We start from the raw sequence: 26245 nt of genomic DNA on the forward strand, positions 1-26245 counted from the left end.
TGATATAATTATTATGGTAATTAATGAGAGGCATATGGATAATAAATATTGTGACTTATATTTTAGAAAGGCGGTGAATTTAGTGAGAGGATTATATAGGTTTTTTATAGGAAACTTAACTTATACTTGTTTGATATCAGGCATGAATAAGTTATTAGTTGAACTTAAAACCTTTTAGAAAATCCATTTCACTAAAGACTTATGAATAATAATGAAATATTTGAAGCATCTAAAAAATATATGCCTGGTGGAGTAAATAGTCCTGTAAGAGCTTATAATGGTTTTGATATAAATCCGCCCATTATAAAGCAGGGCAAAGGTGTACGCATATATGATGAAGAAGGCAATGAATATATAGATTTTGTTTTAGCATGGGGACCACTTATCTTAGGTCATTGCGATGAAGATGTAGTAGAGGCTATTTCAAAAACAGCTTGCAATGCAATCGCATTTGGTGCGCCAACAAGACTTGAACTAGAATTATCAAAATTTATATGTGAGACTGTTGATAATGTTGAAATGATAAGAATGGTTAACTCAGGTACTGAGGCGACCATGAGTGCTGTAAAACTAGCAAGAGGATACACAAAAAAAAGTAAAATCTTAAAATTTTCAGGTTGCTATCATGGTCACTTTGAAGGATTTCTAGTTGAAGCTGGTTCAGGAGTTTTAACTGCTGGAATAGCAGGGAGTGCTGGCATACCAAGCGAAACAGTAGAAAATACATTGGTAGCTGAGTATAACAATATCGAAAGTATAAGAAAAGTTTTTGAGGAACAAGGGGATAATATTGCTGCAGTTATTATAGAACCTGTTGCTGGCAATATGGGGGTAATTGTAGCAAAAGAAGAATTTTTAAGAGAATTAAGAGTTCTTTGTGATAAATATGGTGTGTTGCTAATTTTTGATGAGGTAATGAGTGGATTTAGGGTAGCATATAAAGGTGCACAAAGCCTTTTTGGTGTAAAGCCAGATCTTGTTACTTATGCAAAAATAATGGGAGGGGGGCTTCCTTCAGGTGCCTATGGAGGCAAGAAGGAAATAATGCAAATGCTATCTCCAATTGGACCAGTTTATCAAGCAGGAACTATGTCAGGTAATCCAATAGTGATGGCAGCAGGATTAACAACTTTAAAGAAATTATATGAAAATCCTATGATATATAAGCATATTGAAGAAATAGGAGATAGATTAGAGCAGGGTATAAAAGAAGCATCTAAAGAAAATAAAATACCAGTAGTTATAAATAGAGCTGGAGGAATGTTTACTATATTCTTTACAGAAAAAGAAACTATCGAGAGTTATGCTGATGTTAAGAATTGTGATAATGATAGGTTTAAAAGATATTTTATTCACATGATAAAAAAAGGTATAAACATGCCACCTTCACAGTTTGAGGCATTATTTCTTTCAGCAAAGCATTCAAGTGAAGATATAGATAAATTTATAGAAGCATTTAAGAGTTTTGAGGGATAAAAATAAGTTAGTATAAAGCAACTAATGAAGTATATTTAAGTACGAATGAAGATGAATCTATAGTGAATTCACCTACATAAAAAGTAGGTGTATTAACTATTGGGTTCATCTTTTGTTAATTTATTAATATTTTAATATTTTAATAATAAATTAGTATATAAGGTTTTAATTACTAAATTAAAATCTTATAAATATAAAATACACAAATATATTTCATCATGTCTTTTGAACACCTCCTCCACATTGCCTCTGCGTAAGGTTGCTTTGAGAGCTAGAATGAAGTATCTTTTTGTATTTATATAAAAAATCGTCAAGGCGATTATGAGCCGTCGATTTTTTTCTCGCATCTGCCTTTCCAAACGCATGTGAGGAAAAGTTGGCAGGCGACTAATTCTATTTTTTGCTCTTTAGGGTAGTCCAGTAAATCATTATATTAAAGTTCAAGCTTATAATGTTATCAACAACCTTAAAATATTATAAATACCTAAAGAGTAAAATAACTTCAAAGAAGTAATCTTATTAAAAGGGGATGTTAATCATGACTATCTATTTTGGCATAATTTACGGGGTTACGATAATTGCAGTACTAGCTATTATTATTCTGTCAAAGTACATTTTTAAGCAAGAAAAAGGAAACCCTAAGATGCAAGAGATATCTAATGCTATTAAAGAAGGAGCAATGGCTTTTTTAAAGAGACAATATAAAACTATTGCTTTAATAGCTATAATAGTTCTTATTATAATTACAGGAGCTAATTATTTTGCTAATTTATCAAAGGGAAGCAGTGATGCTACCAGCATAGCGTGGCATACTGGAGTAGCATTTGTTATGGGTGCTTTATGTTCAGCTATATCAGGCTATATAGGCATGTATATGACTGTTAATTGTAATGTAAGAACAGCAGAGGGGGCAAGAAAGGGCTTAAATAAAGCTTTACAGATAGCGTTCAGAGGTGGTGCAATTACTGGACTAGCTGTAACTACCTTATCACTATTTGGAGTTTCAACATTGTTTTTATTATTTGGAGGAGCATCAGGGAATGATACTCTAATAAAAGAGGCTCCATCACTCATAGTTGGTTTTGGATTTGGAGCTTCTTTAGTTGCGTTATTTGCACAATTAGGTGGAGGAATTTATACAAAGGCTGCTGATGTAGGAGCAGATTTAGTAGGTAAGGTTGAAGCTGGAATTCCAGAAGATGATCCAAGAAATCCAGCAGTTATAGCAGATTTAGTTGGAGATAATGTTGGTGACTGCGCAGGCAGAGGTGCAGATTTATTTGAATCAACAGCTGCAGAAAATGTTGGAGCTATGATACTAGGGGTAGCCCTATATCCTATATTTGGAGTAAAGGGAATTTTGTTTCCTCTTGTAGCACGTGCATTAGGAATAATTGCGTCTATAGTGGGAATAGCTTTTGTAAAAGTTAAGAATGAAGATGAAGACCCAATGAAGGAACTTAATAAAGGTTATGGAATTACCACTATAATAGTTCTTATATTCCTAATCTTTAATGTAAAATATATGTTAACTGGAACTCTTCCAGATGGAAGTGAAGTTAACACTTGGATGCTTTATGGATGTGCAGTAACAGGAATAGTTTTAGGTTATGCATTTGTTCTTTTGACTAACTACTACACATCAGTGAATAATAGACCGGTAAAAGAAATAGCAAAATCTTGTGAAACTGGTCCAGCTACAAATATTATAACTGGTATATCTATGGGTATGGAATCAACAGCATTGCCTGTACTATTTATATCCCTTGCTATTTTTATTTCATATAAGCTTGGGAATGCGGCTCTTGGTAATATTCCTAATGCTGGATTGTATGGAACTGCCATTGCAACAATGGGAATGTTATCAACTTGTGCATTTATTCTTGCAATGGATACCTTTGGACCTATAACTGATAATGCTGGAGGTATAGCAGAAATGTCAGGGGCTTCAGAAGAGGTAAGACTAGTAACAGATAGATTAGATGCCTGTGGTAACACTACAAAGGCACTAACTAAAGGTTATGCTGTAGGATCAGCTGCATTAGCTACATTTTTGTTATTCTCAGCATACCTAGATCAGGTAAAAAGCATATTAGGAAAGCCGTTAGAATCATGGTATTCAATTGATATTGGTAAACCAGAAGTATTTATTGCTGGATTTATTGGAGTTATGTTAGTATTTCTATTTAGCTCAACAGCTATTAGAGCAGTTGGAAGAGCAGCTCAATACATTATAGTAGAGGTAAGAAGGCAATTTAAAGAGATTCCTGGAATTATGGAAGGAAAAGCAAAACCTGATTATGCTAGTTGTGTTGATATAGTTACAAAAGGAGCTCTTAAGGAAATGGTTCTTCCAGGAATACTAGTAATAACAACACCAGTACTAGTGGGAGTTTTATTAGGAAAAGAAGCAGCAGGTGGATTTTTAATGATAAGTACAATAGCAGGTGTTGTAATGGCGTTGTTTCTAAATAATGCAGGTGGTGCATGGGATAATGCAAAGAAATATATAGAATTGGGAAGTTTTGGAGGAAAGAAGTCAGAGGCTCATAAAGCAAGTGTGGTAGGAGATACAGTGGGAGATCCATTTAAGGATACAGCAGGTCCATCACTTCATGTATTAATTAAGCTAATTAGTACAATAACATTAGTTTTCGTAGCTTTATTTAGTTAAGATTTCTTAAGAAAATAATTAAAGGATTGATGAAAACTCTGGTAATTATATTAATAGCTAAGGGTTTTCACAATCCTTTTTACTTTTTTTTCATATTAAGAAAATCAAAAAAGTAATTTCAATTTATAATTATCATATACTTAGTTAGTGAAGAGGAGATTTGAGATGTATAAATTAATATTAACAGATATGGATGGAACTTTTCTTAATTCAGAACATGAATTATCAGAAGAAAACATAAAGGCAGTAAAACGTGCACAAGAAAAAGGTGTTTTGTTTGGAATAGTATCAGGAAGACCTTACAAGCTTATCAAGCCATTCGTGCAAGAACATAATTTTAATTGCTATGCGGTAGCATTAAATGGAGCTCAGATATATAATGAAGAATTTGATATAATCAGTGAAAATTATATTGATAATGACAGCGTATATGAAGCAATAAAAATTTATGAAGAGGAAGACATATTATACCAAATATATACTAGTAATGAAACATTGTGTAAACCTCTAGGGAATCACGAAAAAGACTTTATAAATCTAGCAGAGGAATATTCTAGTGATAAGGAGGAAATAGCTAAAATAGTAGAAGATATGAAAAAACATACTTATGGTAATAGTCTTATTGTAGAAGATATAATAGACTACATAAAAGTTAATAACTTGAAGGTATGCAAAATGGAAGTAAAGTCTTCTAGTGCAGAAAAACTAGCTATAATTAAGGACAAGATTGGTAAAATAGAAGATATAAGCATCACCTCATCATATAAAAACAATTTAGAATTTGTGCATAAAAGTGTGGACAAGGGGTCAGCACTAGAACAATTAGGAGAAAAGCTTGGTGTCAATCCTAAAGAAATTATTGCAATAGGAGATAATCTAAATGATTTGGGAATGATAAAAGCTGCAGGGTTAGGAGTAGCAATGGGAAATGCTATAGATGAGCTAAAAGAACAAGCTAATTTTGTAACAGTATCAAATGATGAACATGGAGTTGCACAAGTTATCGATAAATTTATATTAAATAGTATAAAATAAGGGAGTACTTATAAGATAATAATTCATAATATTTTCATATCGGTTTATTATAATTATATAAACAATTAATATAAAGGACGGTGAAAATAATGGGGCGATATGATGGAAGAATTATAATGGGTGGATTCCATATGGGATGGATTTTCATGATAATATGTTTGATACTTATTGCATTGGCTATTTATTTTGTTATTAGAGTGCTTAATAAGAATAATTTTATAAAAGATACTGAGGAGAGTTCTCTTAATATACTTAAGGAAAGATTAGCTAAAGGTGAAATATCGGAGGAAGAATATCTTAGAAAGGCAGAACTTATAAGAAAAAAATAAAATAAGTATGAGTAATTGAGTAGGTTTTAGATAAAGATAATTTTATCTAAAACCTATTTTTATTTTCAAAATAGTATTGAAAAAAAAGAAAATTCGTAATAAAATAATATTAAACAATAACAAACAATAATAAATGATAATAAAATGGAGGGATACAATGGAAAAGATTTTATTAACTGGAGGAACAGGATTCTTTGCAAGTAGATTTGCTGAAAGGTTTAAAGATCAATACAATATTTTATCTCCAGATATAGAGGAATTAGATATAACAGATGAAAAGAAGGTATTTGAATTATTTAAAAAAGAAAGACCAAATTATGTAATACATGCTGCAGCTATAGCAGTTACAGATTTTTGCAATAAACATCCTGAAAAAGCGCATAAGATAAATGTTGAAGGAGCTATAAATGTAGGAAAAGCATGTAAAGAAGTTGGGGCAAAATTAGTATTTATAAGTTCAGAGCAAGTATTTAATGGAAATCCGGAAGAGGGTCCATATAATGAAGAGCACAAGGCAATTCCTGATACTGTATATGGACAAAACAAGCTTGAAGCTGAAGGATTACTGAAAGAAATCTTAGATGAATTATGGGTTGTAAGGTTTACTTGGCTTATGGGAATGCCAGATAAAAAAAGAAATATAGCTTCTAATATAATTTGGGAAACTGTAACAAGCTTATTAAAGGGTGAAAAAATATATGCTTCCCAAAGAGAATTTAGAGGTATGACTTATGTTGATGAAATGCTAGAGAATGTTAATAAGTTATTTAAGATTCCTTATGGTACTTACCATTTAGGAAGTGAAAACAATCTAAGCAGATATGAAGTAGTTAAGCATATACTAAAGGAAATGGGTTTAGAAAATAGAATAGATGAAGTATTAGTAGAAGATGTAGAAAAGTATAAAGATGCTCCAAGAGATGTTAGATTAGATACAAGCAAAGCAAAAGAGAATGGATTAGTTTTTTCAACTACTATTGAGGGGATAAATCAATGTTTAAAAGACTATAGTCTTATTCTAAAAAAATAATTTTTAAAACTCGTATTTACTTCTAATTTGCTGTGATATAATAATCTTGATGAAGATTATGTCTATTAGATGGGGGTAAAACATGGGTAAAAAAAGTAGAACCAAGAAAGAACGTGCTAATGAAGAAATAATAAAAGAAGAGGAACCTGATAATTCAAAAACTAAAGCGCCAGCTCTTCTATATATATGTTTAGGTATTATTGTATACTACGGTGGAAAAGGTATGAATAAGGATTCATTATCTGTTGCCGCTGGAGCAGGAATTTTACTTATAGCAATTGGGGTAATAAAGGCTGCTATATATTATATTAAGAAGGCCAAGGGTTCCAATGGGAAATTAGCAGGTAAATAGTGATACATTAGAAGGTGTGAAGAAATTTCACACCTTCATTTTATATATAAATAACTAATTATTGCATAGTATTATTAACCTTTCTTTGAGAATAATAATATTGTATTTACAACATAATTATATTTTAACGGAGGGATAAAAAATGAAAAATGCAAAAGAACACATTCAATCTTCTTTAAAAGACTTACAAAATGCTAGGACTTGTTTACAAGATGCATTGCAAAGTGTTGAAAAACCAGAGAATAGAACAAAAATACAAGATACATTTAATGCAGTTGATGGAGCTTTAACTAAAGCTCAAGATACAATAAATACATATAAAGAATCATAAGCGTAGATTTAGAAGAGCATCTCAAAAAGTGAGAATGCTCTTTTAATTTATAAATTTTTTGAATATGGTAAAGTAAAGATTCTCTGTGTACAAGTTACTTAATTACCAGTATATTTCATAAAAGTATGATATAATGAACTTGATATAAAAATTACAACTTGATATAAATTAGGATTATCTTTTTTATTTTTAGGAGGACACAGGATGAAAAAAGCTATTTTTATCGCATTAAGTGTATTAGTTGCTACAACAACTTTTGTAGCTTGTGGAAAAAAGGATAAGACAAATAAAGAGCAAGTCACTTTAAAGGTGGTAGTTCCAGATGGAATTCCAGCTTTATCTATGAGTAAGCTTTTAAAGGAAACAAAGACTCTTGATAAAAATGTTAATATTCAATTTACTATAGAAAAAACAACAGATAGTTTAACTTCAAAAATATTATCTGAAGATGCGGATATTGCGATAGTTCCATCTAATTTGGCAGCCCAGGCTTATAACAAAAAGCTGGGCTATAAAATTGCAGCAGGTGGAACCTGGGGGTCATTCTTTGCAATTACAGATGAAAATATTAATAATATTTCAGATTTAAGAGGCAAAGAATTAACAACAATAGGTAAAGGGCTTACTCCAGATATAGTATTAAGATATATCTTGAAGGAAAAAGGACTGAATGCAGATAGTGATGTTAAATTTAATTATCTTAACGGTTCTACAGAACTTGCTCCAAATTTTTTAACAGGAAAAGTTAAAACAGCCGTAGTACCAGAACCAATGCTTACAACAATATTAAAGAAAAAATCAGACACTAAAATATTGCTTGATTTAAATGAAGAGTGGAAAAAATTAAATTCCTCAGAAAATGGGTATCCTCAAAGTTCCTTAATAGTAAAAAATCAAGTAGCAAAGGATAATAAAACTTCAGTTGATAAATTTATTGATTTATATAAAGAAAGCTGTGAGTGGGTTAATACTAATCCAAAGGAACTAGGAGATTATGTTGAGGAACTAGGAATCGGTGTTAAAAAGGAAGACTTATCTCAAGCATTAAAAAGAGCAAATATTAAATTTTCAGATGCAGAGACTTTAAAGAAAGATTATGATATTTATTTTAAGGTGCTAATGGAAAATGCGCCAAAGACAATAGGAGAAAAAATACCAGATGATAATGCATATTATAAAGAATAAAAAATATATGCTAATTGGAACGGCATTACTAATATTAGTATGGTGGATTGTTAGTAATATATTAAGCAATCCAATTATATTACCTTCTCCAAGGGAAACTCTAGATTCATTAGAGATTATAGTTAGTGATAAGTCATTTATTTATACATTAATGGCAACATTACAAAGGTGTATATTGGGATTTGTAATTTCTTTAATTTTTGCTTCAATTGTAGGAATAATTGCAGCTTTAAATAAGAAAATACTTGAGATATTACAGCCTACCATGGCACTTTTAGAGACTGTCCCTACTATGGCAATAATTGTACTCGCTCTAATTTGGCTTACAAATGAAAAGGCACCTATTTTACTTGCTTCAATCGTTGTATTTCCAGTTATTTATGAAGCCGTTATTCAAGGAATTGTTGATATAGATAAGAGCGTAATTTCTATGACAAAGGTGTACAAGGTAGGAATAACAGATAGTATTAGATATATTTATATTCCAAGTATGGCTAAAAGCGTTTTTGGGGTACTTTCATCCGTGATAGGATTATGTTTAAAAATGGTTATAGGTGGGGAAGTGCTAGGACAACCTAACTATGGAGTTGGGACAAGTATTCAAATGGAAAAAATGCAGTTAAATACTGCAGGTGTTTTTAGTTGGATAGTAATTTTAGTTGTTTTTGTTTTATTTATAGAATCTATAATTAAACTAATGACTAAAAGATGGAGGACTTTTAATTAATGGTTGATTTTTATTTGGAAAACGTAATAAAAGAATTTGGCAATTTACGAGTCTTAGATGATATTTCTATGAAGTTTCAAGAAGGAAAGATTACATGTATATTAGGACCATCTGGCTGTGGAAAAAGTACGTTGTTAAATATAATTTCTGGGATAGATAAGGATTACCAGGGAAATGTATCTGGCTTTGATGAAAAGGAAATAAGTTTCGTTTTTCAAGAAGATAGATTAATACCTTGGCTTAAAACTAAGGATAATATAGAAATTGTTCTTAAAAAGAAGTATAAAATAGAAGAGCGAAAAGAATTAATTTATAAGTATACTTCCATGATGGGGATAGATAAATATTTAAATTTCTATCCTAAAGAGTTAAGTGGGGGAATGAAACAAAGAGTTAGTCTTGCAAGGGCACTATCTTATGGTGGAGAAATAATTATCATGGATGAGCCATTTAAAACCCTAGATATTAAAAATAAAAATAAACTTATAAGAGATTTTAAAACTATCCAAAGTGAAGAAAAAAAGACTGTGATTTTTGTAACTCATGACATAGATGAATGCTTAGAACTTGGAGATGAAATTTATATATTAACTGATAAGCCAACTAAAATTAAAAGAAAAGTGAATAGTAACATATCTAAAAAAGAAATACTAGAAATAGTTGAAAAGGACTAATTAAACACGTAATAGCATAAAGATGAGGATTGAATTATGGAGAAAAAACTAATTAGAGAAAATATAATTAAAATAAGAGATTTACTTGATGCAGACATAAAAAAAATATACGACATTAAAATTAAAGAATTTTTAGTGAATTTTAATTTATATAATTTATCAAACAGTATTTTTATTTTTGTGGGTTTTGGAAACGAAGTTGATACAATGAATTTAATCAAGGATGCTTTAGAAAAAAATAAAAGAGTTTATGTTCCTAAGATCGATAATAAAAATAAAGAAATGAAAGTAATTAGAATAAAATCTATAGATGAATTGAAACCTGGATTTTGGGGGATATTAGAACCTGAATCTAATGAGGAACTTGATGAAGAGTTAGATTTAATAATAATGCCAGGAGTAGCATTTACAAAGAATGGGGAAAGAATAGGCTATGGTGGAGGATATTATGATAAGTTTTTAGAAAAAGCTAATCCAAATATTCCTAAAGTAGTACTTGCATTTTCACTTCAAGTTTTAGAAGAATTACCTCAAGAAAGCTTTGATATTAAAGTTAATTATATTATCACGGAGAACGAAATAATTGATTGTAAAACTCTATAAATAATTAATATAGAAATGCAATATTTTTCAAAAAAATAGTTGCATTTTATTTTTTTACCATTATAATATAATTAATTAAATAATCGATGGTCTTTTATCAAGAATGGTGGAGGGACTGGCCCTATGAAACCTAGCAACAGCTAACATTCATTAAGTTAGAATTGTGCTAAATCCTGCAGGTACAGAAATTTTTAGTTGATTTCTGGTTATCCTGATAGATAAGAGAAAGAGTAATTTTGCGTATTTAACTATGCTCTATTAGCTATTTCTACTTATCTTATAGTAGAAATAGCTTTTTTATTATAAGATAAGCAGCAGTAACGATGATAGTTGTTTATGTTTGGTAAGAGGCCACCTGATAATAAAAAGGGGGCTTTTTTTAATGAGTAAAAATTTTAGTTTGGGAACAATTGCGGTACAAGGAGGGTATAAGCCGAATCCAGGTGAACCAAGAGTTTTACCAATATTTCAAAGTACTAGCTATCAACAAGGAGATCCTGATCATGTTGCAAAACTATTCGGGTTAGAAGCTGAAGGGCATCTTTATACTAGAATAAGTAATCCAACTATAGCTGCCTATGAAGAAAAGTATGCGGCACTACAAGGAGGAGTTGCAGCAGTAGCAACCTCATCGGGCCAAGCAGCTATATTTTATGCAATAGCCAATATAGCCAAGGCAGGAGACCATATTATATCAACATCAGCTCTTTATGGAGGAACATTTAATTTATTCAATATTAACTTAAGAAAATTCGGTATTGAAGTCACATTTGTAGATACTGAAGCAAGTGAAGAGGAAATACTAGCCTTAGCAAAAGAGAATACAAAAGCTATATATGGAGAAATAATAGGGAATCCAGGTTTGAATATATTAGATTTAGATAAGTTTTCTAGAGTAGCTAAAAAAATAGGGGTACCATTAATTGTAGATAATACAGTACCATCACCATATTTGTGCAATCCTTTTGAATTTGGAGCTAATGTAGTTGTTCACTCTACAACTAAATATTCAGATGGTCATGCTGTTGCAGTTGGGGGAATTATAGTAGATGGAGGAAATTTTGATTGGGCAAATGGAAAATTTCCAGAATTCACAGAACCTGATTCAAGTTATCATGGTATAAAATATATTGAAGCCTTTGGAAAGGCTGCATATGCAGTTAAGGCAAGAGTAACGTTATTAAGAGATTTAGGGGCGTCACCTAGCCCGTTTAATGCATTTTTAACTAATTTAGGACTAGAAACTCTACATTTAAGAATGGAAAGACATTCCTTAAATGCACTAAAGTTAGCAGAATTTTTAGGAGCTCATCCGAAAGTTGCTTGGGTTAACTATCCATACTTAGAGGGAAACTCCCAATATGAAAGAGCTCAAAAATACCTTAAGGGTGGAGCGAGTGGAGTACTTACATTTGGTATTAAAGGAGGAGTAGAAGAAGGGAAGAAGCTTATCAAAAACTTAGAAATTGCAACACTAGTTGTTAATTTAGGAGATGCAAGAACTTATATTTTACACCCTGCAAGTACAACTCATGCTCAGCTTTCAGAGGAGGAGCAAAAGGCAAGTGGAGTAAGTCCAGATCTTTTAAGAATCTCTGTTGGTATTGAAGATACTGAGGATTTAATAAGAGATTTTGAGCAGGCTTTAAATTCACTATAATTTCTATAAAAATGAACGTTTTATATAAGTAATTGTACGGAGGGCTATATTATAATGGTTAGGATATCTTTATTAGGATATGGAGTGGTAGGAACAGGATTAATTGAATTATTAGAAAAGAATAAAGATAAATTAGAGAATATAGAAGTAGTATCTATTTTGGTAAGAAACCTTGAAAAGCATAAAAATAAAAAATTTAGTGAGATTCTAACAGCAGATACAGAAGAATTTTTTAGCAAAGAAACTGATATAGTTGTTGAGGTGATGGGTGGAATAAATCCAGCATATGAATTTGTGAAAAGGGCTTTAAGCTTAGGGCGAAATGTTGTAACTGCAAATAAGGATTTAATAGCTGAGTATGGGGGAAAGCTAATTGACCTTGCAAGAAGAAAAGATGTAAATCTAAAATTCGAAGCTTCAGTAGGCGGAGGCATCCCATTACTTAAGCCTTTGCTTGAATCTTTGGAAGGAAATGAAATAAAAAGCATAACAGGTATATTGAATGGAACTACAAATTTTATATTAACTAAGATGAGTAGAGAAAACCTATGCTATAGTAAAGCATTAAGAGAGGCTCAAAAGCAAGGATTTGCAGAAGCTAATCCAGAGTCAGATGTTATGGGATATGATGCAGCTAGAAAATTAGCAATATTATCAACCTTAGCCTACAAGAAAAAGATATCTTGGAAAGATATAAATACCAAAGGAATTACTGAATTAGAAAGACAGGACTTTATATATGCTAAGGAGCTTGGTTATCAGATAAAGTTAATTGCGGTAAGTAAAAAAGTTAGAAATGAAGTATATGCATCAGTAGAACCAGCACTGATTGATGGTGATAGTTTATTCTCACAAATAAATGATGAAGTAAATGGAGTTATTTTTCATGGTGATGCAGTTGGGGATGTAAGCTTTACTGGAAAAGGTGCAGGAATGTTACCTACTGCGTCAGCTGTATATAGTGATATTTTAGATATAATAAAGGGAAGAGGGGAACTCCCTACAAAATATGAAGAAGAAGTGATTATAAAGGAAACGACTTATGACAAATCTTCACTACTTATAAGAATGAAAACTAATGATAAGAGAAGTGCCATAAAGGCTGTTAGGGAGAAGTTTAATAAAGCTCAATTAGTTGGTGAAAGAAAAGATGAAATAGCATTTTACTTAGAAATAGAAAGTGAAGTAGAAATTATTAAGCTATTAAATACATTAATTAAAGAAGGGAAAATAAATTCATATACTAGACTTCCCAAAGTATCATAAAAAAAGAAGAGACACATGTCTCTTCTTTTCTAATAATGGAATTAAATGCTTTTTTCATCTACTTCTTTAACTATTCTAACCTTGAACTCTTCTAAAGAAATAGCACCCTCTTCTCCATTTTTTCTACTTCTAACAGAAACTTCTTTATTTGCTTCTTCTTTTTCTCCAACAATTAGGATGTATGGAACTCTTTCAAGTCTAGCTTCTCTTATTTTATAACCTATTTTTTCAGCTCTATAATCAGCCTCAACTCTTATACCTTTATCTCTTAAGTTTTTAGCAACTTCATCAGCATAATCGTTATATTTATCAGAAATAGGAAGTATCTTAGCTTGAACTGGAGATAACCAAGTTGGTAGAGCACCAGCATATTTTTCTATTAACATAGCTAAAGTTCTTTCATAACAACCTATTGAACTTCTATGAATTATAAATGGAAGTTTCTTGTTACCATCTTTATCTACATAAGTCATTCCAAATCTTTCTGCAAGAGCAAAATCAATTTGAACAGTTATGATAGTGTCTTCTTTACCATGAACGTTTTTGAATTGAATATCAAGCTTTGGCCCATAGAAAGCAGCTTCATCATCAGCCTCAGTGTAGTCTATTTGAAGATGATTAAGAATATCTCTCATTATATTTTGAGTTTCTTCCCAAGCAGTTGGATTATCAATATATTTTTCTTTGTTGTTTGGATCCCACTTAGAAAATCTATAAGTGATATCATCTTGGATGCCTAAAGTAGTCATAACATATTTTATTAAATCTACAACACCTTTGAATTCTTCTTCTAATTGATCAGGTCTAACTACTAAGTGACCATCAGCTAAAGTGAATTGTCTTACTCTTATTAAACCGTGCATTTCACCAGAAGCTTCATTTCTAAATAGAGTAGAAGTTTCAGCATATCTAATAGGAAGATCTCTATAGCTATGTTGTTCAGCATTATAAATAGTGTATTGGAACGGGCAAGTCATTGGTCTTAAAGCAAAAACCTCATCATCCTTTTCCTCATCTCCAAGAACAAACATACCTTCTTTATAATGATCCCAGTGTCCTGAAACTTTATAAAGATCGCTTTTAGCCATAAGTGGAGTTTTTGTTAATACATAACCTCTTTTTTCTTCTTCATCTTCAATCCATCTTTGAAGAATTTGAACAATTTTAGCACCCTTAGGCATTAATAGTGGAAGTCCTTGACCAACTCTCTCATTAGTAGTGAATAAACCAAGTTCTCTACCAAGTTTATTATGATCCCTTCTCTTTGCTTCTTCAAGTGCTTCAAGGTGAGCATCTAAATCAGATTTTTTAGTGAAAGATGTTCCGTATACTCTAGAAAGCATCTTATTTTTTTCATCACCTCTCCAGTAAGCACCAGCAGATCTAAGGATTTTTATAGCCTTTATTGTCTTAGTAGACATTAAATGAGGACCTGCACATAAATCTACAAATTCACCTTGCTTATAGAAAGAAATTATAGAATCCTCTGGTAAATCATTTATTAATTCTACCTTGTATGGTTCATTTTTCTCTTCCATTAATTTTAAAGCTTCTGCTCTAGGAAGTTCGAATCTCTCTATTTGTAAATCTTCTTTTGCTATTTTGCTCATTTCTTTTTCAATTTTATCTAAATCATCTTGAGAGAAATTATTTTCTTTATCAAAATCATAATAGAATCCATTTTCAATTGAAGGACCAATAGCAAGTTTAACATTAGGATATAATCTTTTAACTGCTTGAGCTAATATATGTGATGTTGTGTGTCTAAAAGCAGCCTTTCCTTCTTGAGAATCAAATGTGCAAATAGAAAGCTCGCAATCTGAATTGATTTCATGACGTAGGTCAACAACATTTCCATTGACGATTCCACAACATGCAACTCTTGCTAAACCTTCACTTATAGATTTTGCAATTTCGTAAACTGAAAGACCCTCTTGAAATTCTTTTAAGGATCCATCTTTTAGTGTAATCTTAACCATAATAAGATCTCCTTTCAAAATTTGTATAAAAATAAAAAAACTCCCATCCCTAAATAAATAAAAGGGACGAGAGTATAATTCCCGTGGTTCCACCCAAATTGCTAAAAAATAGCCGCTTTAGAATAATCGTAACGTGATCTTACGGACTTTATTAGAGTCACTCAGAGGTGGTCTTCAGCTAAAGTCAATTTAAAAATACTCACACCAATTGTATTTTCTCTCTGAAAATATTATAAAGCTTACTCTTCTCTTCAACGTGTTAATTAATTGTTTTTTATCATTATAATTATAAAAATTATATATGTCAATAGAAGGGAGAAGTAAAACAATTTTAGAAATTATAAAAATGTACTCTTTTGTCTAAGTACTCATATAATAGAACATAGAATGCTTGGAGGATACTAAATGCTCTTTTTAAGATGGTTAATGGCGATAACGATATCAGCATTATTCTTTGCTCTTCTTGTATATTATAGGCGTACAGTTGTATTAGAATTGCCAGAGTTTAAAAAAAACTATGGTTATGAAGAATTAGAGGAAAAGTATAAGAGTAGGTATCTTATATTTAAACTTCTTATGATAGTGTTAATTGTAATAAATAGCTTTATAGTATTTATCAGTTTTAAAATGGCTAGCAGTAAGTTATTTTCATCAGCGGATATTATTTATAGTATAAGGATAGAATATTGGATTTTGCCAGCTATTGTAGTTTCAGTGCCTTTGTCTGTTATTTTAGCTAAAAAAATCTTTAAAGCTATTTTATTAGGAGATTATGAAGAATTGGTAATTTATATTTTTGCTCGTAAAGGCTGTCTATCCATAAAAAGTATGATTTTGAAAAATATATATAAAAATGTTGTATATAAGATAGTGTGTAGATTTTTAATTTGCATATTTTTCATATACGTTCTATTTGGATTTTCTTATTTTTCAGAATTTGGAAGTGATAGAATACAGTTAAATGAATACAATACATTAATACAGAAGAATTATCAGTATGATGATATAGCATATATAATTGAAAAATTCGCTTGGGATGGGCACAGGTTTGTAATTGTGTTTAAGGATGGTGAGAAATGGAGTAGTAAGAATATTCTTTATAACATAACCTCTCAAGATGATTATAAATATATGAAAAAGATAGAAGAGAGAAGTGGAGTTAAATCAATTGAATTAAAATAACTAGTAATATAAAGCTTGTAAATTACTAGTTATTTTAATTATACATGTTGAAATCTTAATTATCTATAGTCCAAATAGGATTATAGATATCTTTTTCATCGATAACAGATAACTGAGTATCCCAATACTTAATTCCAAGTTCTTTTTGATAAATGCTTAAAAAACCAGAAAAACCTACATTGCTAGCTGAGGAAGTAGGAGAAAAAGGTGTACCGGTAATTTGTTCAAGTAAATTTATTGTTGAGAAAAATGTATAATTTTTCTTCACTTCCTTTAATGCTAGTTTTGCTTCAGCTAATAATAGTTCGTCTAAATTCATTTTTACCTCCTGTTAAATTTTTACCATATATAATATATTATTTAATGTCTAAATTGATGAACAAAAATTAATTTTTTTAGAAAAAAATTAGCAATAAAAAGAAAAGATTTTTGGCGAAATGTTAAGTAAATATATTAAAACATAAAAAAAGAATAAAAATCACATAAAAACCACAATAATAATTGACGATTTAAAGAGAAAAATGTAAAATAATAATAGGCGAAAGATAAATTAAATGAAATACAAAAGTAAAAGCAAACTAAAGATTATAAGATAATAAACAAATGAAAAATATATGTATTTGCATATAAAGATTTAGAGATACAAAAGAAAAGTGTTGATTAATAAGGTTAAGATAACTTTATTTTAGTTGAATAGAAGAGGGGCGTACGTGCCCCTCTTCTATTTTGATGTAAAATATTATTAATATTGCAATAAGTGAAAAATATATTGATTTTATATAGAATAGTTGTATAATATTATATGTGATGCAGGTGTGGCGGAATTGGCAGACGCACTAGACTTAGGATCTAGCGCCTACGGCGTGGGGGTTCGACTCCCTTCACCTGCACCAAATATATGCGGAAGTGACTCAATGGTAGAGTGTCACCTTGCCAAGGTGAAAGTTGCGGGTTCGAATCCCGTCTTCCGCTCCAAAAAAAGAACAGCATTTAAGCTGTTCTTTTTTTATATTTAAATTATATTTACAGATTAATTACTATTATAATTACTATGATAGTTTTAATACTAAATGTTCTAATTTTAGATCTTCTAACATTTCATAAGTGTAAAAGTAATCACCCATTAAACAAAAAATTATATCATCTTTTAGATAACCTTCTTTATAGAGTTTCATTTTCTTAGTTAATCTTTTAAGTGAGTTATTAGTTATACTTAATATAGAGTAGAGCTCCTGAGTAGTATAATATTTTTTATGAAGTAAAGTTAATAATTTACTTTGGAGTTCTAACTTATATTTTAAATCTATTTCGGGACATTTATGAGGTCCATTCTTGCCGCGATGATGTTCTTGACATAGATATTTATAATTTAGCGGGAAATCTAGTCCACCTTGACTTCTGTGAATAATGTGATGAATATCAGCTTTTTTACCACAAATCTCACAATAATACAATAATGTTATTCCTCCTTAAAATAATGTATTTTATAATATTATTATATGATAATAATTATAAAAGTTCAATTATATGAGGAATCCAATTTATTGAAGAAAAATTTAGGATTAACTTGATATAGGGTAAAAAATACTGTATAATTAAGATGTAAATAAATGTAAGAAGAGGGTGGTATGATGAGGCAAGCTTACAATTCAAGTGATTACTGGAAAGAACAAATAACACGAAGTAAAACACTTAGGGGGCGCATGTTCTTAGAAGAGCCAATCACAAACAAGACAGTATATCTTCATAGTTTGATATTTTGCAAAAACACTGGTATAGAAAATCTATGGATGCCAATACCTTCAATTAAGTTTTTGGTAGGTTATATTGAATATTCCTTTTTACAAGAAGCTTTTTATAAATGGGCATTTTGTGGAAAAGGAAATGATAAGCCTTCAATAGATATATCTAATAGGTACACTGAGGAGATAATAACGCTAGCTATTAAAAATAACAAAATATCCAAAACAGAAGCAAACAATATGAAAAGACATTTGTCTATGGTGAAAAAGTGTTGGGACCTTTCTAATGAAGAAATTCTTACAGAGTTAAAGAAATTTACTAGAGATTTTAACAAGACATGGTTAGGAGATAATACAGAGTTTTTGTATTTGAAAATTTTCTCGAATCCTAAAGAGTTGGCCGATTTTGTAATCGATACCACGAATATGACAAGCATAGGGGAAAAGTTTGAGAAGGAGTTAGGTGTAGATCAAGAAGGGTTTAGAAAGATATGCTTAATGGCATCAGAAGACTCAGAATGTGAAAAGAAATTGAAAAATATACTTTCAAGAAAGCTTACAGAAATTTTATAGTGGCAATGGCCAATAGTATTGACAATATAAACCACAATTAATATAATGAGATTTGTAAGTGCGTCTAATACTTCTTTGATAAGTAAGAGACGCACTGATTTTTGGGGTATCGCCAAGCGGTAAGGCAACGGACTCTGACTCCGTTATTCGTAGGTTCGAATCCTACTACCCCAGCCAAGTAACTTTTATTTAATCTACATATTAATTTTGTATAGATGTTGACAAGTCATAATGTATATTATATAATGATTCTTGTGTTCAAAATGCGGGTGTAGCTCAATGGTAGAGCCCTAGCCTTCCAAGCTAGTTACGTGAGTTCGATTCTCATCACCCGCTCCATAATATGCACCATTAGCTCAGTTGGTAGAGCACCTGACTCTTAATCAGGGTGTCCCCGGTTCGAACCCGTGATGGTGCACCAAAAAGATCTCGAAATTAAATTCGAGGTCTTTTTTTGTTATATAAAAAAACAAAAAAAACAAATAATTGTGGATTAAATATAATATATGTTAAAATTGATATATGAAGACATTTTTCTAAGTAGAAGTGGAGAGTGAAACGATATGTTTAGTCCAGAAGAAATACAAAGTTTAAATGAATTAGAGTTTTTGCTATATAATTATGTAGTTAAAAATTCTGAAAAAGTAATATATATGAGAATAAGGGATTTAGCAAAGGAGGTACATGTATCCACCACTACAATATTAAGATTTTGCAAAAAAATGGATTGTAATGGATTTTCAGAATTTAAGGTTAAATTAAAAATGTTTTTAGAAGAACAAGAAAAACAAATCTTAAACGACGATAAAACCGTATTTTTGGAATTTTTAAATAGAGCATCATCAAAGGACTTTGATGAACTTATGAATAAAGCGTGTAGCATAATACATGATTCGGCAGAAGTGCTATTTATCGGTATAGGAAATTCAGGTGGTATAGCAGCTTATGGAGCTCATTACTTTTCCTCATTAAATAAATTATCATCTTCTATATCAGATCCTTTTTATCCGGTAACAGGAGAAGTAAAGGAGAAAAGCTTGGCTATAGTATTATCAGTTTCAGGAGAAACTCCAACTATAATTAGTCATGCGTCGAGGCTAAAAAGCAACAATTGGAAGATTATAAGTATTACAAATAGTAAGAACTCAACCCTAGCTCAAATGTCTGATGTAACAATAACTTATTATGCACAATATCAAACTTATAAATATTATGATATAACTACACAATTGCCAGTAATGTATATTATTGAAACCTTGGCAAAGCGAGTATTTAACTTAGCTCAAAATGAGAAGAAATAGAATTCTAAAGGAATAAAAACAGCTTGTTTTTTTTACGTAACAAGTTACAAGAAGCAATATACGTTTTTTAGTGCCCCGAAACTATTTACAGAGTTTATGGAAACGAATACTATAGTTTATGAGGGGAGGCGATATAGCATGATATACAGAAAGCTTGATGAATTTCAACAAGGTTTCCTATGGGGATCGGCATCCGCAGCTTATCAAGTAGAAGGAGCATGGAATGAAGATGGTAAAGGCCCATCAGTTTGGGACAAATACGTTAGAATTCCCGGAACAACTTATAAGAACACAAATGGAGATGTAGCTGTTGATCATTATCACAGATACAAAGAAGATGTGGCTTTAATGGCTGAAATGGGCCTAAAAGCGTATAGGTTTTCAATCGCTTGGAGTCGTATCTATCCAGAAGGAAACGGACAAGTTAATGAAAAGGGTTTAGAGTTTTATGATAACTTAATTAATGAATTAATAGCTCATAAAATAGAACCAATAATTACAATATATCATTGGGATGTACCACAAGGGTTACAAGATCAATATGGTGGCTGGGAGTCAAGAAGAATAATTGATGACTTCAATGAATATTGTATAACATTATATAAAAGATTTGGAGACAGGGTTAAATACTGGGTAACTCTTAATGAACAAAATGTATTTATAACTCATGGTTATGAAAGAGAATTACACCCACCTAAGGTTAGGGATAGAAAGAGAATGTATCAAGCAAATCATAATGCTAGTTTAGCTAGTGCTAAAGCAATAGCATCATTTAGAAAATACGTTCCAGATGGTAAAATTGGTCCAAGTTTTGCTTTTTCACCAATTTATCCACATAGCCCAAAACCAGAAGATGTATTAGCAGCAGAAAATGCAGAAGAACTTACAAATTATTGGTGGCTAGATGTATACGTTTGGGGTGAATATCCTAAGATAGCGTGGAACCTTCTAGAAAAAGAAGGTGTAGCGCCAACTATTGAACCTGGTGATATAGAGATACTTAAAGCTGGAAAACCAGACTTTATGGGAATTAACTACTATAGAACTACTACAGTAGAAGTAAATCCTTTAGATGGAGTTGGAGATGTTCAAATGAACAACTCAGGTAAAAAAGGAACTACAGCTGAGAGTGGAGTGCCAGGAGCATTTAAGACAAAGAGAAATGAATTCCTAGAAGCAACAAATTGGGATTGGGAAATAGATCCTCAAGGGTTAAGAGTAGGAATGAGAAGAATCTCAAATAGATACAAATTACCTATGTTAATAACAGAAAATGGATTAGGTGAATTTGATAAGTTAGAAGGAAACGATGTAATAAACGATGACTATAGAATAGAATACTTAAAAAAGCATATTGAAGCTTGCCAAGGTGCCATAACAGATGGCGTTGAATTAATTGGTTACTGTACTTGGTCATTTACAGATCTATTAAGCTGGCTTAACGGATATCAAAAACGTTATGGCTTTGTGTATGTTGATAGAGATGAAAATGATGAAAAGGAATTAAGAAGAATTAAGAAAAAGAGTTTTGAATGGTACAGTAATGTTATCAAATCAAATGGGCAGCAATTATAATTAACATATTTGAAAGGGGTCCTTTATATGAAAAAGATTTTACTTGTATGCGCAGCAGGTATGTCCACAAGTCTACTAGTTAATAAAATGTTAGACGCTGCAAAAGAAAAGGGGGTGGAAGTAGAGATAACAGCATTGCCAGTTTCAGAAGCTAGCAAACTTGTAGATCAAGTTGATATGGTTCTTCTTGGACCACAAGTTCGTTTCCAAAAACCTCAAGTTGATGCTTTAGTTAGAGGAAGAATTCCTGTTGAAGTAATTGACATGAGATTATATGGAACAATGAATGGAAAAGCTGTTTTAGAAAATGCATTAACAAAAATCTAAAAATTAAATCTTAAAAATGGGTAAAAATTAATTTGGGTAAAAATTAATTTAATCAAAAACTGATGGAGGGGATTAATTTGAATAAACTAGAAGCAGTAATGGAAAGATTATTAGTTCCAATTGCTACTAAACTTAATGCACAAAGACACGTAATCGCAATACGTGACGCATTTATTTTAACATTTCCAATAACAATGGCGGGTTCATTAATAGTATTAATTAACTTCGCAATATTAGCACCAGACGGATTTATAGCTAAAATTCTTCATTTAGGAGACATTTTTCCTAATTTAAGTGCTGCTCAAGCAGTATTATCACCAGTATTAAACGGTTCTACTAATATACTAGCAATTATGATAGTTTTCCTTATAGGTAGAAACCTTGCTTTAAATATGAAGGGTGATGACTTATTAGCAGGTTTAACTGCAATTTCAGTATACTTTATACTTTATCCTAATTCTGTAACTATTGAAGGTGTTGGTTACCTAAGAAATCAATATTTAGGACCACAAGGTTTATTCGTTGCTTTAATAGTAGGTCTTTTAGTTGGTGAAATAGTAACTAGACTTTCTATGTCAGAAAAGTTAAAGATAAAATTACCACCAGAAGTACCACCAGCAGTTGCAAGAGCATTCGTAATCTTAATTCCAATAGTTATTGTAACAGTTGCATTTGCAGTAGTTAACTATGTAATTACTAGAGCATATCCAGATGGAATTAACGCATTAATTTATAAAGTATTACAACAACCATTAACAGCTTTAAGTAATAACGTTGGTTCAATAATAGTATTTGCTATAGTATCTAACTTCTTATGGATCTTAGGTATTCACGGACCAAACACAGTTGCTGCAATCAGAGAACCACTATTTGCTGAAGCAGGCCAAGCTAACTTAAAATGGGTTAACGAACATGGAACAGCTTGGGGTGCACCATATCATGCTACATGGGCAGTTAACGATGCATTCGCTAACTATGGTGGATCAGGATGTACACTAGGATTAATAATAGCTGTATTCATATTCTCTAAGAGAGCTGATTACAAAGATATTATTAAATTATCAGTTGCACCAGGATTATTCAACATCAACGAACCAATCATATTTGGTTTACCAGTTGTATTAAATCCTATACTAGTAATACCATTCGTATTAGCACCAGTTATAAATATAGTTATAGGTTATTCAGCTATTCAAGCAGGAATTATTCCACCAATCGCTTATGGAGTTCCTTGGACTACTCCAGGACCATTAATAGCATTCTTAGGAACAGGCGGAAACTGGGTAGCATTATTAATAGGTCTAGTATGTTTAGCAGCAGCTACACTTGTTTACACTCCATTCGTTATAGCAGCTAATAAGACTGCTGAAAGAGAACAACAAGCTCAAGCTCAAGCTTAATAACTATTAGATAGCTTCAGGGGGAGATACCATTGAAAAATTATTTGTGCTTTGATATAGGTGGAACCGATCTTAAGTATGGTTTACTTACTGAAGAAGGGGAAATCTTAGAAAAAGGTAAAACTCCTACTGATAGATTTAATGGTAAGGCAATATTAGATAATATTATAAGAATTTATAATGAATTTAAGAATATACAAATATCAGGGATCGCGTTAAGCATCCCTGGTTTTGTTAATTGCTTTACTGGATATATCGAAGTGGGAGGAGCTATTCCAGACTTTAATGATTTTAATATAAAGGAATATTTAGAAAAGGAATTGAACATTCCTGTTTCTGGAGAAAATGATGTAAATTGTGTAGCTTTAGCAGAAAAGTGGAAGGGTAGCGCAAAGGATGAGGATAACTTCTTATGTATGACAATTGGTACAGGTATAGGTGGAGCATGCTTCTTAAATGGAGATCTTTATAGAGGTGCTACATATATGGCTGGAGAATTTGGTTATATGATCACACATGGAATAAACAATAATGTTCCTTCAGAGTGTACATTAAGCAGATCTGGCGCTATACTTAGTCTTAGAGAAGAATATGCAAAGGCTAAAAAACTTCCATTAGAAAAAGTGACAGGAATAGATGTATTTAACGCTATGGAAAATGGAGATCCTATTGCTAAACTGGAAATAAATAAATTTTATGATCATTTAGCAGTTGGAATTCATAATTTATATTATGTTTTAAATCCCGACAAGATCTTGATAGGTGGAGCAGTAAGTCAAAGAGAAGACTTAATTAATGAATTAAGTTGGAGAGTTACTGGACTAAGTGATCTTGGACATAGAATTAAAGTAGAAGCTTGTTTACTAAAAAATGACGCAGGATTAATCGGAGCATTATATCACCATTTAAAAGTTATAAAATAATTAGGAAAAGAGGTAATAAATATGGATCCAATGGAATTAATTGCATTTAATATTATAAGTAATGTTGGTATGGCTAAGTCATTAGCTGTTGAGGCATTAAGAGAAGTTAGAAGTGGAAATAAAGAATTAGCAGCTGATAAATTAAAAGAAGCAGATGGATATATGGTTGAAGCTCATCACTCTCATGCTGAATTAATACAAAAAGAAGCATCAGGTGAAAAAGTAGAGTTTTCTCTTATATTAATGCATGCAGAAGACCAAATGCTAAGTGCAGAGACTATTAAAGAATTAGTTAAAGAAATGATAGAAATGTATAATGATTTAAAGGGAAATAAATAAAATAATATACTTAGCACAAAAAATCCAACCTTAGGTTGGATTTTTTTTTACTCTGTAAGAATTTACAATATTTTAAGGTTCAGGATACCTTTTAAGTTTTTAACTACTATTACGATAAATATAGTAGGGTATATAATAATATATTATATTATATAAACAAAAGTAAGGATAATAGGATGGTATATATGATGCTATTAGATGCTTTAAATATAAAAATTAATAATGGATTAAATACACTAATTACACTTTTGATGTGTGTATTTATAATTTCTATTATGTTATATTTATTAAAAGGGATAAGAAAATTACAAAGAGAAAATGAAAAGTTAATAAGAGAGATAAATTTATTACATGAAAAGTACCTATATGAAGAGGAAAAATATAAAAAATTAGATAATATTAAAAATGATTTTCTATCATTAATATCTCACGAATTGAGAACTCCTCTTACATCTATACTAGGCTTTACAAAGATTATAAGAAAAAAGTTTTTGAAATTTATAGTTCCTGAATTAGAAAAAAATGAATTTTTAGATGAAAAAATATACTATAATAAAGAACTAATAAAAGTTAATCTGGATATTATTATTACTGAAGCAGAGAGACTTTCTTCTATGATAGAAAATATTCTAGATATTACAAAAATTGAGTCGGGAAATGAAATGTTAAGAAGAGAGTCCTTAGTTATAGGACAAACAATAGTAAAAGGAATATTAGCTACTTACTCCCTAGCGCAAGAAAAAGAAATAGAAGTAGAAGAGGACATAGAAGTAGGAATTCAAAATGTCTGGGGAGATGAAGAAAAAATATTGCAAATAATTATTAATCTAATAAGTAATAGTCTTAAGTTCACACCAATAGGTGGAAAAATTAATGTGAAGGCAAAACAACTTAATGATGAATTTATAGAGGTTAGTGTAATTGATAATGGGGTTGGAATTGATGAAAAATATTTAGGTGTTATATTTGAGAAATTTAAACAAGTTGAAAATGGAGATGGAAATAAACCCAAGGGCACTGGCTTAGGGCTATATATAAGTAGAAATCTTGTAGAACTTCAAGGGGGAACTATTGGAGTGACTAGCCAAGAAGGAAAAGGAAGTCGTTTCTATTTTACTTTACCCATATATAAAGGAGATGCATTAGGAAATGAAAGTATTAGTAGCTGATGATGAGCTTCCTATTAGAATGCTAATGGAACAAACATTGGAGGATATAGAAGGAATTGATTTACTTTTTGCCAGTAATGGAGAAGAAGCTTTACATGCAATTTCAGAAGAAAATCCAGAGATTGTTTTTCTTGACGTGATGATGCCAGAATTTGATGGATATGAAGTTTTAGAGATTATACACACACATAAAGAGTATGATAACATGAGGGTAATATTACTTACGGCAAAAGGTTCTGAAATGGATATAAGAAGAGCTGAAATGTATAATATAGATTTATATATAACTAAACCTTTCGATCCTGATTTTATTTTGGATAAAACAACAAAAATAATAGAAGGAATTAAAAGAGATAATCAATAAGAGGATAAAAAGATAGGAATCTTTTTATC

The 26245-nt window shown here is 30.9% G+C and carries 26 protein-coding genes, 5 tRNA genes, 1 riboswitch and 1 other annotated feature; of the genes, 28 read left to right on the forward strand and 3 right to left on the reverse strand.

The window, feature by feature from the left end:
* Positions 1 to 201: 201 nt before the first annotated feature.
* The 13 genes from hemL (at position 202) to L1S47_RS14100 (ending at position 13342) form a co-directional block, all read left to right on the forward strand.
* Entirely contained in the window at positions 202 to 1476 is a 1275-nt protein-coding gene (hemL, locus tag L1S47_RS14040; protein WP_238884160.1) for a glutamate-1-semialdehyde 2,1-aminomutase, read from the forward strand.
* A 538-nt stretch (positions 1477 to 2014) separates the two neighbouring features.
* Entirely contained in the window at positions 2015 to 4150 is a 2136-nt protein-coding gene (locus tag L1S47_RS14045; protein ID WP_238884161.1) for a sodium-translocating pyrophosphatase, read from the forward strand.
* 165 nt (positions 4151 to 4315) lie between these two features.
* A complete protein-coding gene (locus tag L1S47_RS14050; RefSeq protein WP_238884162.1) occupies positions 4316 to 5185 on the forward strand; it encodes a Cof-type HAD-IIB family hydrolase in 870 nt (289 codons plus the stop codon).
* Between the two features lie 89 nt (positions 5186 to 5274).
* The gene (locus L1S47_RS14055; protein WP_202768872.1) at positions 5275 to 5514 is read left to right on the forward strand and encodes an SHOCT domain-containing protein; all 240 of its coding nucleotides are present in this window, start codon (positions 5275 to 5277) and stop codon (positions 5512 to 5514) included.
* Between the two features lie 157 nt (positions 5515 to 5671).
* Positions 5672 to 6544, forward strand: a complete 873-nt coding sequence (locus L1S47_RS14060) for a sugar nucleotide-binding protein (protein WP_238884163.1) — start codon at positions 5672 to 5674, stop codon at positions 6542 to 6544.
* A gap of 82 nt (positions 6545 to 6626) precedes the next feature.
* A complete protein-coding gene (locus L1S47_RS14065) occupies positions 6627 to 6896 on the forward strand; it encodes a hypothetical protein (RefSeq protein ID WP_238884164.1) in 270 nt (89 codons plus the stop codon).
* Positions 6897 to 7038: 142 nt separating this feature from the next.
* Positions 7039 to 7227, forward strand: coding sequence for an EscE/YscE/SsaE family type III secretion system needle protein co-chaperone (locus L1S47_RS14070; RefSeq protein WP_202768869.1), 189 nt, complete (start codon positions 7039 to 7041; stop codon positions 7225 to 7227).
* A gap of 204 nt (positions 7228 to 7431) precedes the next feature.
* Entirely contained in the window at positions 7432 to 8412 is a 981-nt protein-coding gene (locus L1S47_RS14075) for an ABC transporter substrate-binding protein (protein ID WP_238884165.1), read from the forward strand.
* Positions 8387 to 9139 carry an ABC transporter permease gene (locus L1S47_RS14080; RefSeq protein WP_238884166.1) on the forward strand — a complete coding sequence of 251 codons (753 nt, stop codon included), beginning with the start codon at positions 8387 to 8389 and terminating at the stop codon, positions 9137 to 9139. The genes L1S47_RS14075 and L1S47_RS14080 overlap by 26 nt, the downstream gene beginning before the upstream one ends.
* Positions 9140 to 9153: 14 nt before the next feature.
* Positions 9154 to 9813 carry an ABC transporter ATP-binding protein gene (locus L1S47_RS14085; RefSeq protein WP_238884167.1) on the forward strand — a complete coding sequence of 220 codons (660 nt, stop codon included), beginning with the start codon at positions 9154 to 9156 and terminating at the stop codon, positions 9811 to 9813.
* A 36-nt stretch (positions 9814 to 9849) separates the two neighbouring features.
* Positions 9850 to 10416 carry a 5-formyltetrahydrofolate cyclo-ligase gene (locus tag L1S47_RS14090; RefSeq protein ID WP_238884168.1) on the forward strand — a complete coding sequence of 189 codons (567 nt, stop codon included), beginning with the start codon at positions 9850 to 9852 and terminating at the stop codon, positions 10414 to 10416.
* A 91-nt stretch (positions 10417 to 10507) separates the two neighbouring features.
* Positions 10508 to 10641, forward strand: a riboswitch (SAM riboswitch).
* Between the two features lie 157 nt (positions 10642 to 10798).
* Entirely contained in the window at positions 10799 to 12076 is a 1278-nt protein-coding gene (locus L1S47_RS14095; RefSeq protein ID WP_238884169.1) for an O-acetylhomoserine aminocarboxypropyltransferase/cysteine synthase family protein, read from the forward strand.
* A gap of 54 nt (positions 12077 to 12130) precedes the next feature.
* Entirely contained in the window at positions 12131 to 13342 is a 1212-nt protein-coding gene (locus tag L1S47_RS14100) for a homoserine dehydrogenase (RefSeq protein ID WP_238884170.1), read from the forward strand.
* Positions 13343 to 13383: 41 nt separating this feature from the next.
* On the opposite strand, the gene thrS is transcribed toward L1S47_RS14100, so the two are convergent.
* Positions 13384 to 15321 (reverse strand): threonine--tRNA ligase, encoded by a 1938-nt coding sequence (thrS, locus tag L1S47_RS14105; RefSeq protein WP_238884171.1) that lies wholly within the window; start codon positions 15319 to 15321, stop codon positions 13384 to 13386.
* A gap of 59 nt (positions 15322 to 15380) precedes the next feature.
* Positions 15381 to 15585, reverse strand: a binding site (T-box leader).
* Between the two features lie 141 nt (positions 15586 to 15726).
* Here thrS and L1S47_RS14110 point away from each other — a divergent pair.
* Positions 15727 to 16503 (forward strand): hypothetical protein, encoded by a 777-nt coding sequence (locus tag L1S47_RS14110; protein ID WP_238884172.1) that lies wholly within the window; start codon positions 15727 to 15729, stop codon positions 16501 to 16503.
* A gap of 55 nt (positions 16504 to 16558) precedes the next feature.
* Here the strand turns inward: L1S47_RS14110 and L1S47_RS14115 are convergent, their stop codons facing one another.
* Positions 16559 to 16822 carry a hypothetical protein gene (locus tag L1S47_RS14115; RefSeq protein ID WP_202768860.1) on the reverse strand — a complete coding sequence of 88 codons (264 nt, stop codon included), beginning with the start codon at positions 16820 to 16822 and terminating at the stop codon, positions 16559 to 16561.
* Between the two features lie 490 nt (positions 16823 to 17312).
* Between L1S47_RS14115 and L1S47_RS14120 the strand changes: the two genes are divergently transcribed.
* Together L1S47_RS14120 and L1S47_RS14125 are read left to right on the forward strand one after the other, a co-directional pair.
* Positions 17313 to 17396: transfer RNA gene (locus L1S47_RS14120), tRNA-Leu, on the forward strand.
* Between the two features lie 7 nt (positions 17397 to 17403).
* A tRNA-Gly gene (locus L1S47_RS14125) sits at positions 17404 to 17478 on the forward strand.
* Between the two features lie 74 nt (positions 17479 to 17552).
* Here L1S47_RS14125 and L1S47_RS14130 read toward each other — a convergent pair.
* Complete coding sequence (locus L1S47_RS14130; protein WP_238884173.1) at positions 17553 to 17957, reverse strand: HNH endonuclease; 405 nt, start codon at positions 17955 to 17957, stop codon at positions 17553 to 17555.
* 174 nt (positions 17958 to 18131) lie between these two features.
* On the opposite strand from L1S47_RS14130, the gene L1S47_RS14135 reads away from it, so the two are divergent.
* The 12 genes from L1S47_RS14135 to L1S47_RS14190 all read left to right on the forward strand — a co-directional run bounded on the left by L1S47_RS14135 (position 18132) and on the right by L1S47_RS14190 (position 26216).
* Positions 18132 to 18818: a hypothetical protein gene (locus L1S47_RS14135; protein ID WP_238884174.1), complete on the forward strand. Its 687-nt coding sequence runs from the start codon at positions 18132 to 18134 to the stop codon at positions 18816 to 18818.
* Positions 18819 to 18920: 102 nt separating this feature from the next.
* Positions 18921 to 18995: transfer RNA gene (locus tag L1S47_RS14140), tRNA-Gln, on the forward strand.
* Positions 18996 to 19083: 88 nt separating this feature from the next.
* Positions 19084 to 19157: transfer RNA gene (locus L1S47_RS14145), tRNA-Gly, on the forward strand.
* A 6-nt stretch (positions 19158 to 19163) separates the two neighbouring features.
* Positions 19164 to 19239 (forward strand) — tRNA-Lys (locus L1S47_RS14150).
* 142 nt (positions 19240 to 19381) lie between these two features.
* Entirely contained in the window at positions 19382 to 20119 is a 738-nt protein-coding gene (locus L1S47_RS14155; RefSeq protein ID WP_202768857.1) for a MurR/RpiR family transcriptional regulator, read from the forward strand.
* Positions 20120 to 20257: 138 nt separating this feature from the next.
* Complete coding sequence (locus L1S47_RS14160) at positions 20258 to 21694, forward strand: glycoside hydrolase family 1 protein (protein WP_238884175.1); 1437 nt, start codon at positions 20258 to 20260, stop codon at positions 21692 to 21694.
* 27 nt (positions 21695 to 21721) lie between these two features.
* Entirely contained in the window at positions 21722 to 22021 is a 300-nt protein-coding gene (locus L1S47_RS14165; protein ID WP_238884176.1) for a PTS sugar transporter subunit IIB, read from the forward strand.
* Positions 22022 to 22098: 77 nt separating this feature from the next.
* Positions 22099 to 23421 carry a PTS sugar transporter subunit IIC gene (locus tag L1S47_RS14170; RefSeq protein WP_238884177.1) on the forward strand — a complete coding sequence of 441 codons (1323 nt, stop codon included), beginning with the start codon at positions 22099 to 22101 and terminating at the stop codon, positions 23419 to 23421.
* 32 nt (positions 23422 to 23453) lie between these two features.
* The gene (locus L1S47_RS14175) at positions 23454 to 24344 is read left to right on the forward strand and encodes an ROK family protein (protein WP_238884178.1); all 891 of its coding nucleotides are present in this window, start codon (positions 23454 to 23456) and stop codon (positions 24342 to 24344) included.
* Between the two features lie 21 nt (positions 24345 to 24365).
* The gene (locus tag L1S47_RS14180; RefSeq protein ID WP_238884179.1) at positions 24366 to 24683 is read left to right on the forward strand and encodes a PTS lactose/cellobiose transporter subunit IIA; all 318 of its coding nucleotides are present in this window, start codon (positions 24366 to 24368) and stop codon (positions 24681 to 24683) included.
* 185 nt (positions 24684 to 24868) lie between these two features.
* Positions 24869 to 25852, forward strand: coding sequence for a cell wall metabolism sensor histidine kinase WalK (locus L1S47_RS14185; RefSeq protein WP_238884180.1), 984 nt, complete (start codon positions 24869 to 24871; stop codon positions 25850 to 25852).
* Positions 25833 to 26216 carry a response regulator gene (locus L1S47_RS14190; protein ID WP_238884181.1) on the forward strand — a complete coding sequence of 128 codons (384 nt, stop codon included), beginning with the start codon at positions 25833 to 25835 and terminating at the stop codon, positions 26214 to 26216. Before L1S47_RS14185 ends, L1S47_RS14190 begins: the two co-directional genes overlap by 20 nt.
* Positions 26217 to 26245 lie beyond the last annotated feature (29 nt).

This window comes from Clostridium sp. YIM B02551 (genome assembly GCF_022324735.1).
GTDB lineage: Bacteria > Bacillota > Clostridia > Clostridiales > Clostridiaceae > Clostridium_T > Clostridium_T paridis.

What these genes read in the sequence shown, in the direction of transcription:
- hemL (WP_238884160.1), top strand. Translation starts at nt 202, where the DNA reads ATGAATAATAATGAAATATTTGAAGCATCTAAAAAATATATGCCTGGT.
- L1S47_RS14045 (WP_238884161.1), top strand. Translation starts at nt 2,015, where the DNA reads ATGACTATCTATTTTGGCATAATTTACGGGGTTACGATAATTGCAGTA.
- L1S47_RS14050 (WP_238884162.1), top strand. Translation starts at nt 4,316, where the DNA reads ATGTATAAATTAATATTAACAGATATGGATGGAACTTTTCTTAATTCA.
- L1S47_RS14055 (WP_202768872.1), top strand. Translation starts at nt 5,275, where the DNA reads ATGGGGCGATATGATGGAAGAATTATAATGGGTGGATTCCATATGGGA.
- L1S47_RS14060 (WP_238884163.1), top strand. Translation starts at nt 5,672, where the DNA reads ATGGAAAAGATTTTATTAACTGGAGGAACAGGATTCTTTGCAAGTAGA.
- L1S47_RS14065 (WP_238884164.1), top strand. Translation starts at nt 6,627, where the DNA reads ATGGGTAAAAAAAGTAGAACCAAGAAAGAACGTGCTAATGAAGAAATA.
- L1S47_RS14070 (WP_202768869.1), top strand. Translation starts at nt 7,039, where the DNA reads ATGAAAAATGCAAAAGAACACATTCAATCTTCTTTAAAAGACTTACAA.
- L1S47_RS14075 (WP_238884165.1), top strand. Translation starts at nt 7,432, where the DNA reads ATGAAAAAAGCTATTTTTATCGCATTAAGTGTATTAGTTGCTACAACA.
- L1S47_RS14080 (WP_238884166.1), top strand. Translation starts at nt 8,387, where the DNA reads ATGATAATGCATATTATAAAGAATAAAAAATATATGCTAATTGGAACG.
- L1S47_RS14090 (WP_238884168.1), top strand. Translation starts at nt 9,850, where the DNA reads ATGGAGAAAAAACTAATTAGAGAAAATATAATTAAAATAAGAGATTTA.
- L1S47_RS14095 (WP_238884169.1), top strand. Translation starts at nt 10,799, where the DNA reads ATGAGTAAAAATTTTAGTTTGGGAACAATTGCGGTACAAGGAGGGTAT.
- L1S47_RS14100 (WP_238884170.1), top strand. Translation starts at nt 12,131, where the DNA reads ATGGTTAGGATATCTTTATTAGGATATGGAGTGGTAGGAACAGGATTA.
- thrS (WP_238884171.1), bottom strand. Translation starts at nt 15,321, where the DNA reads ATGGTTAAGATTACACTAAAAGATGGATCCTTAAAAGAATTTCAAGAG.
- L1S47_RS14110 (WP_238884172.1), top strand. Translation starts at nt 15,727, where the DNA reads ATGCTCTTTTTAAGATGGTTAATGGCGATAACGATATCAGCATTATTC.
- L1S47_RS14115 (WP_202768860.1), bottom strand. Translation starts at nt 16,822, where the DNA reads ATGAATTTAGACGAACTATTATTAGCTGAAGCAAAACTAGCATTAAAG.
- L1S47_RS14135 (WP_238884174.1), top strand. Translation starts at nt 18,132, where the DNA reads ATGATGAGGCAAGCTTACAATTCAAGTGATTACTGGAAAGAACAAATA.
- L1S47_RS14155 (WP_202768857.1), top strand. Translation starts at nt 19,382, where the DNA reads ATGTTTAGTCCAGAAGAAATACAAAGTTTAAATGAATTAGAGTTTTTG.
- L1S47_RS14160 (WP_238884175.1), top strand. Translation starts at nt 20,258, where the DNA reads ATGATATACAGAAAGCTTGATGAATTTCAACAAGGTTTCCTATGGGGA.
- L1S47_RS14165 (WP_238884176.1), top strand. Translation starts at nt 21,722, where the DNA reads ATGAAAAAGATTTTACTTGTATGCGCAGCAGGTATGTCCACAAGTCTA.
- L1S47_RS14180 (WP_238884179.1), top strand. Translation starts at nt 24,366, where the DNA reads ATGGATCCAATGGAATTAATTGCATTTAATATTATAAGTAATGTTGGT.
- L1S47_RS14185 (WP_238884180.1), top strand. Translation starts at nt 24,869, where the DNA reads ATGATGCTATTAGATGCTTTAAATATAAAAATTAATAATGGATTAAAT.
- L1S47_RS14190 (WP_238884181.1), top strand. Translation starts at nt 25,833, where the DNA reads ATGAAAGTATTAGTAGCTGATGATGAGCTTCCTATTAGAATGCTAATG.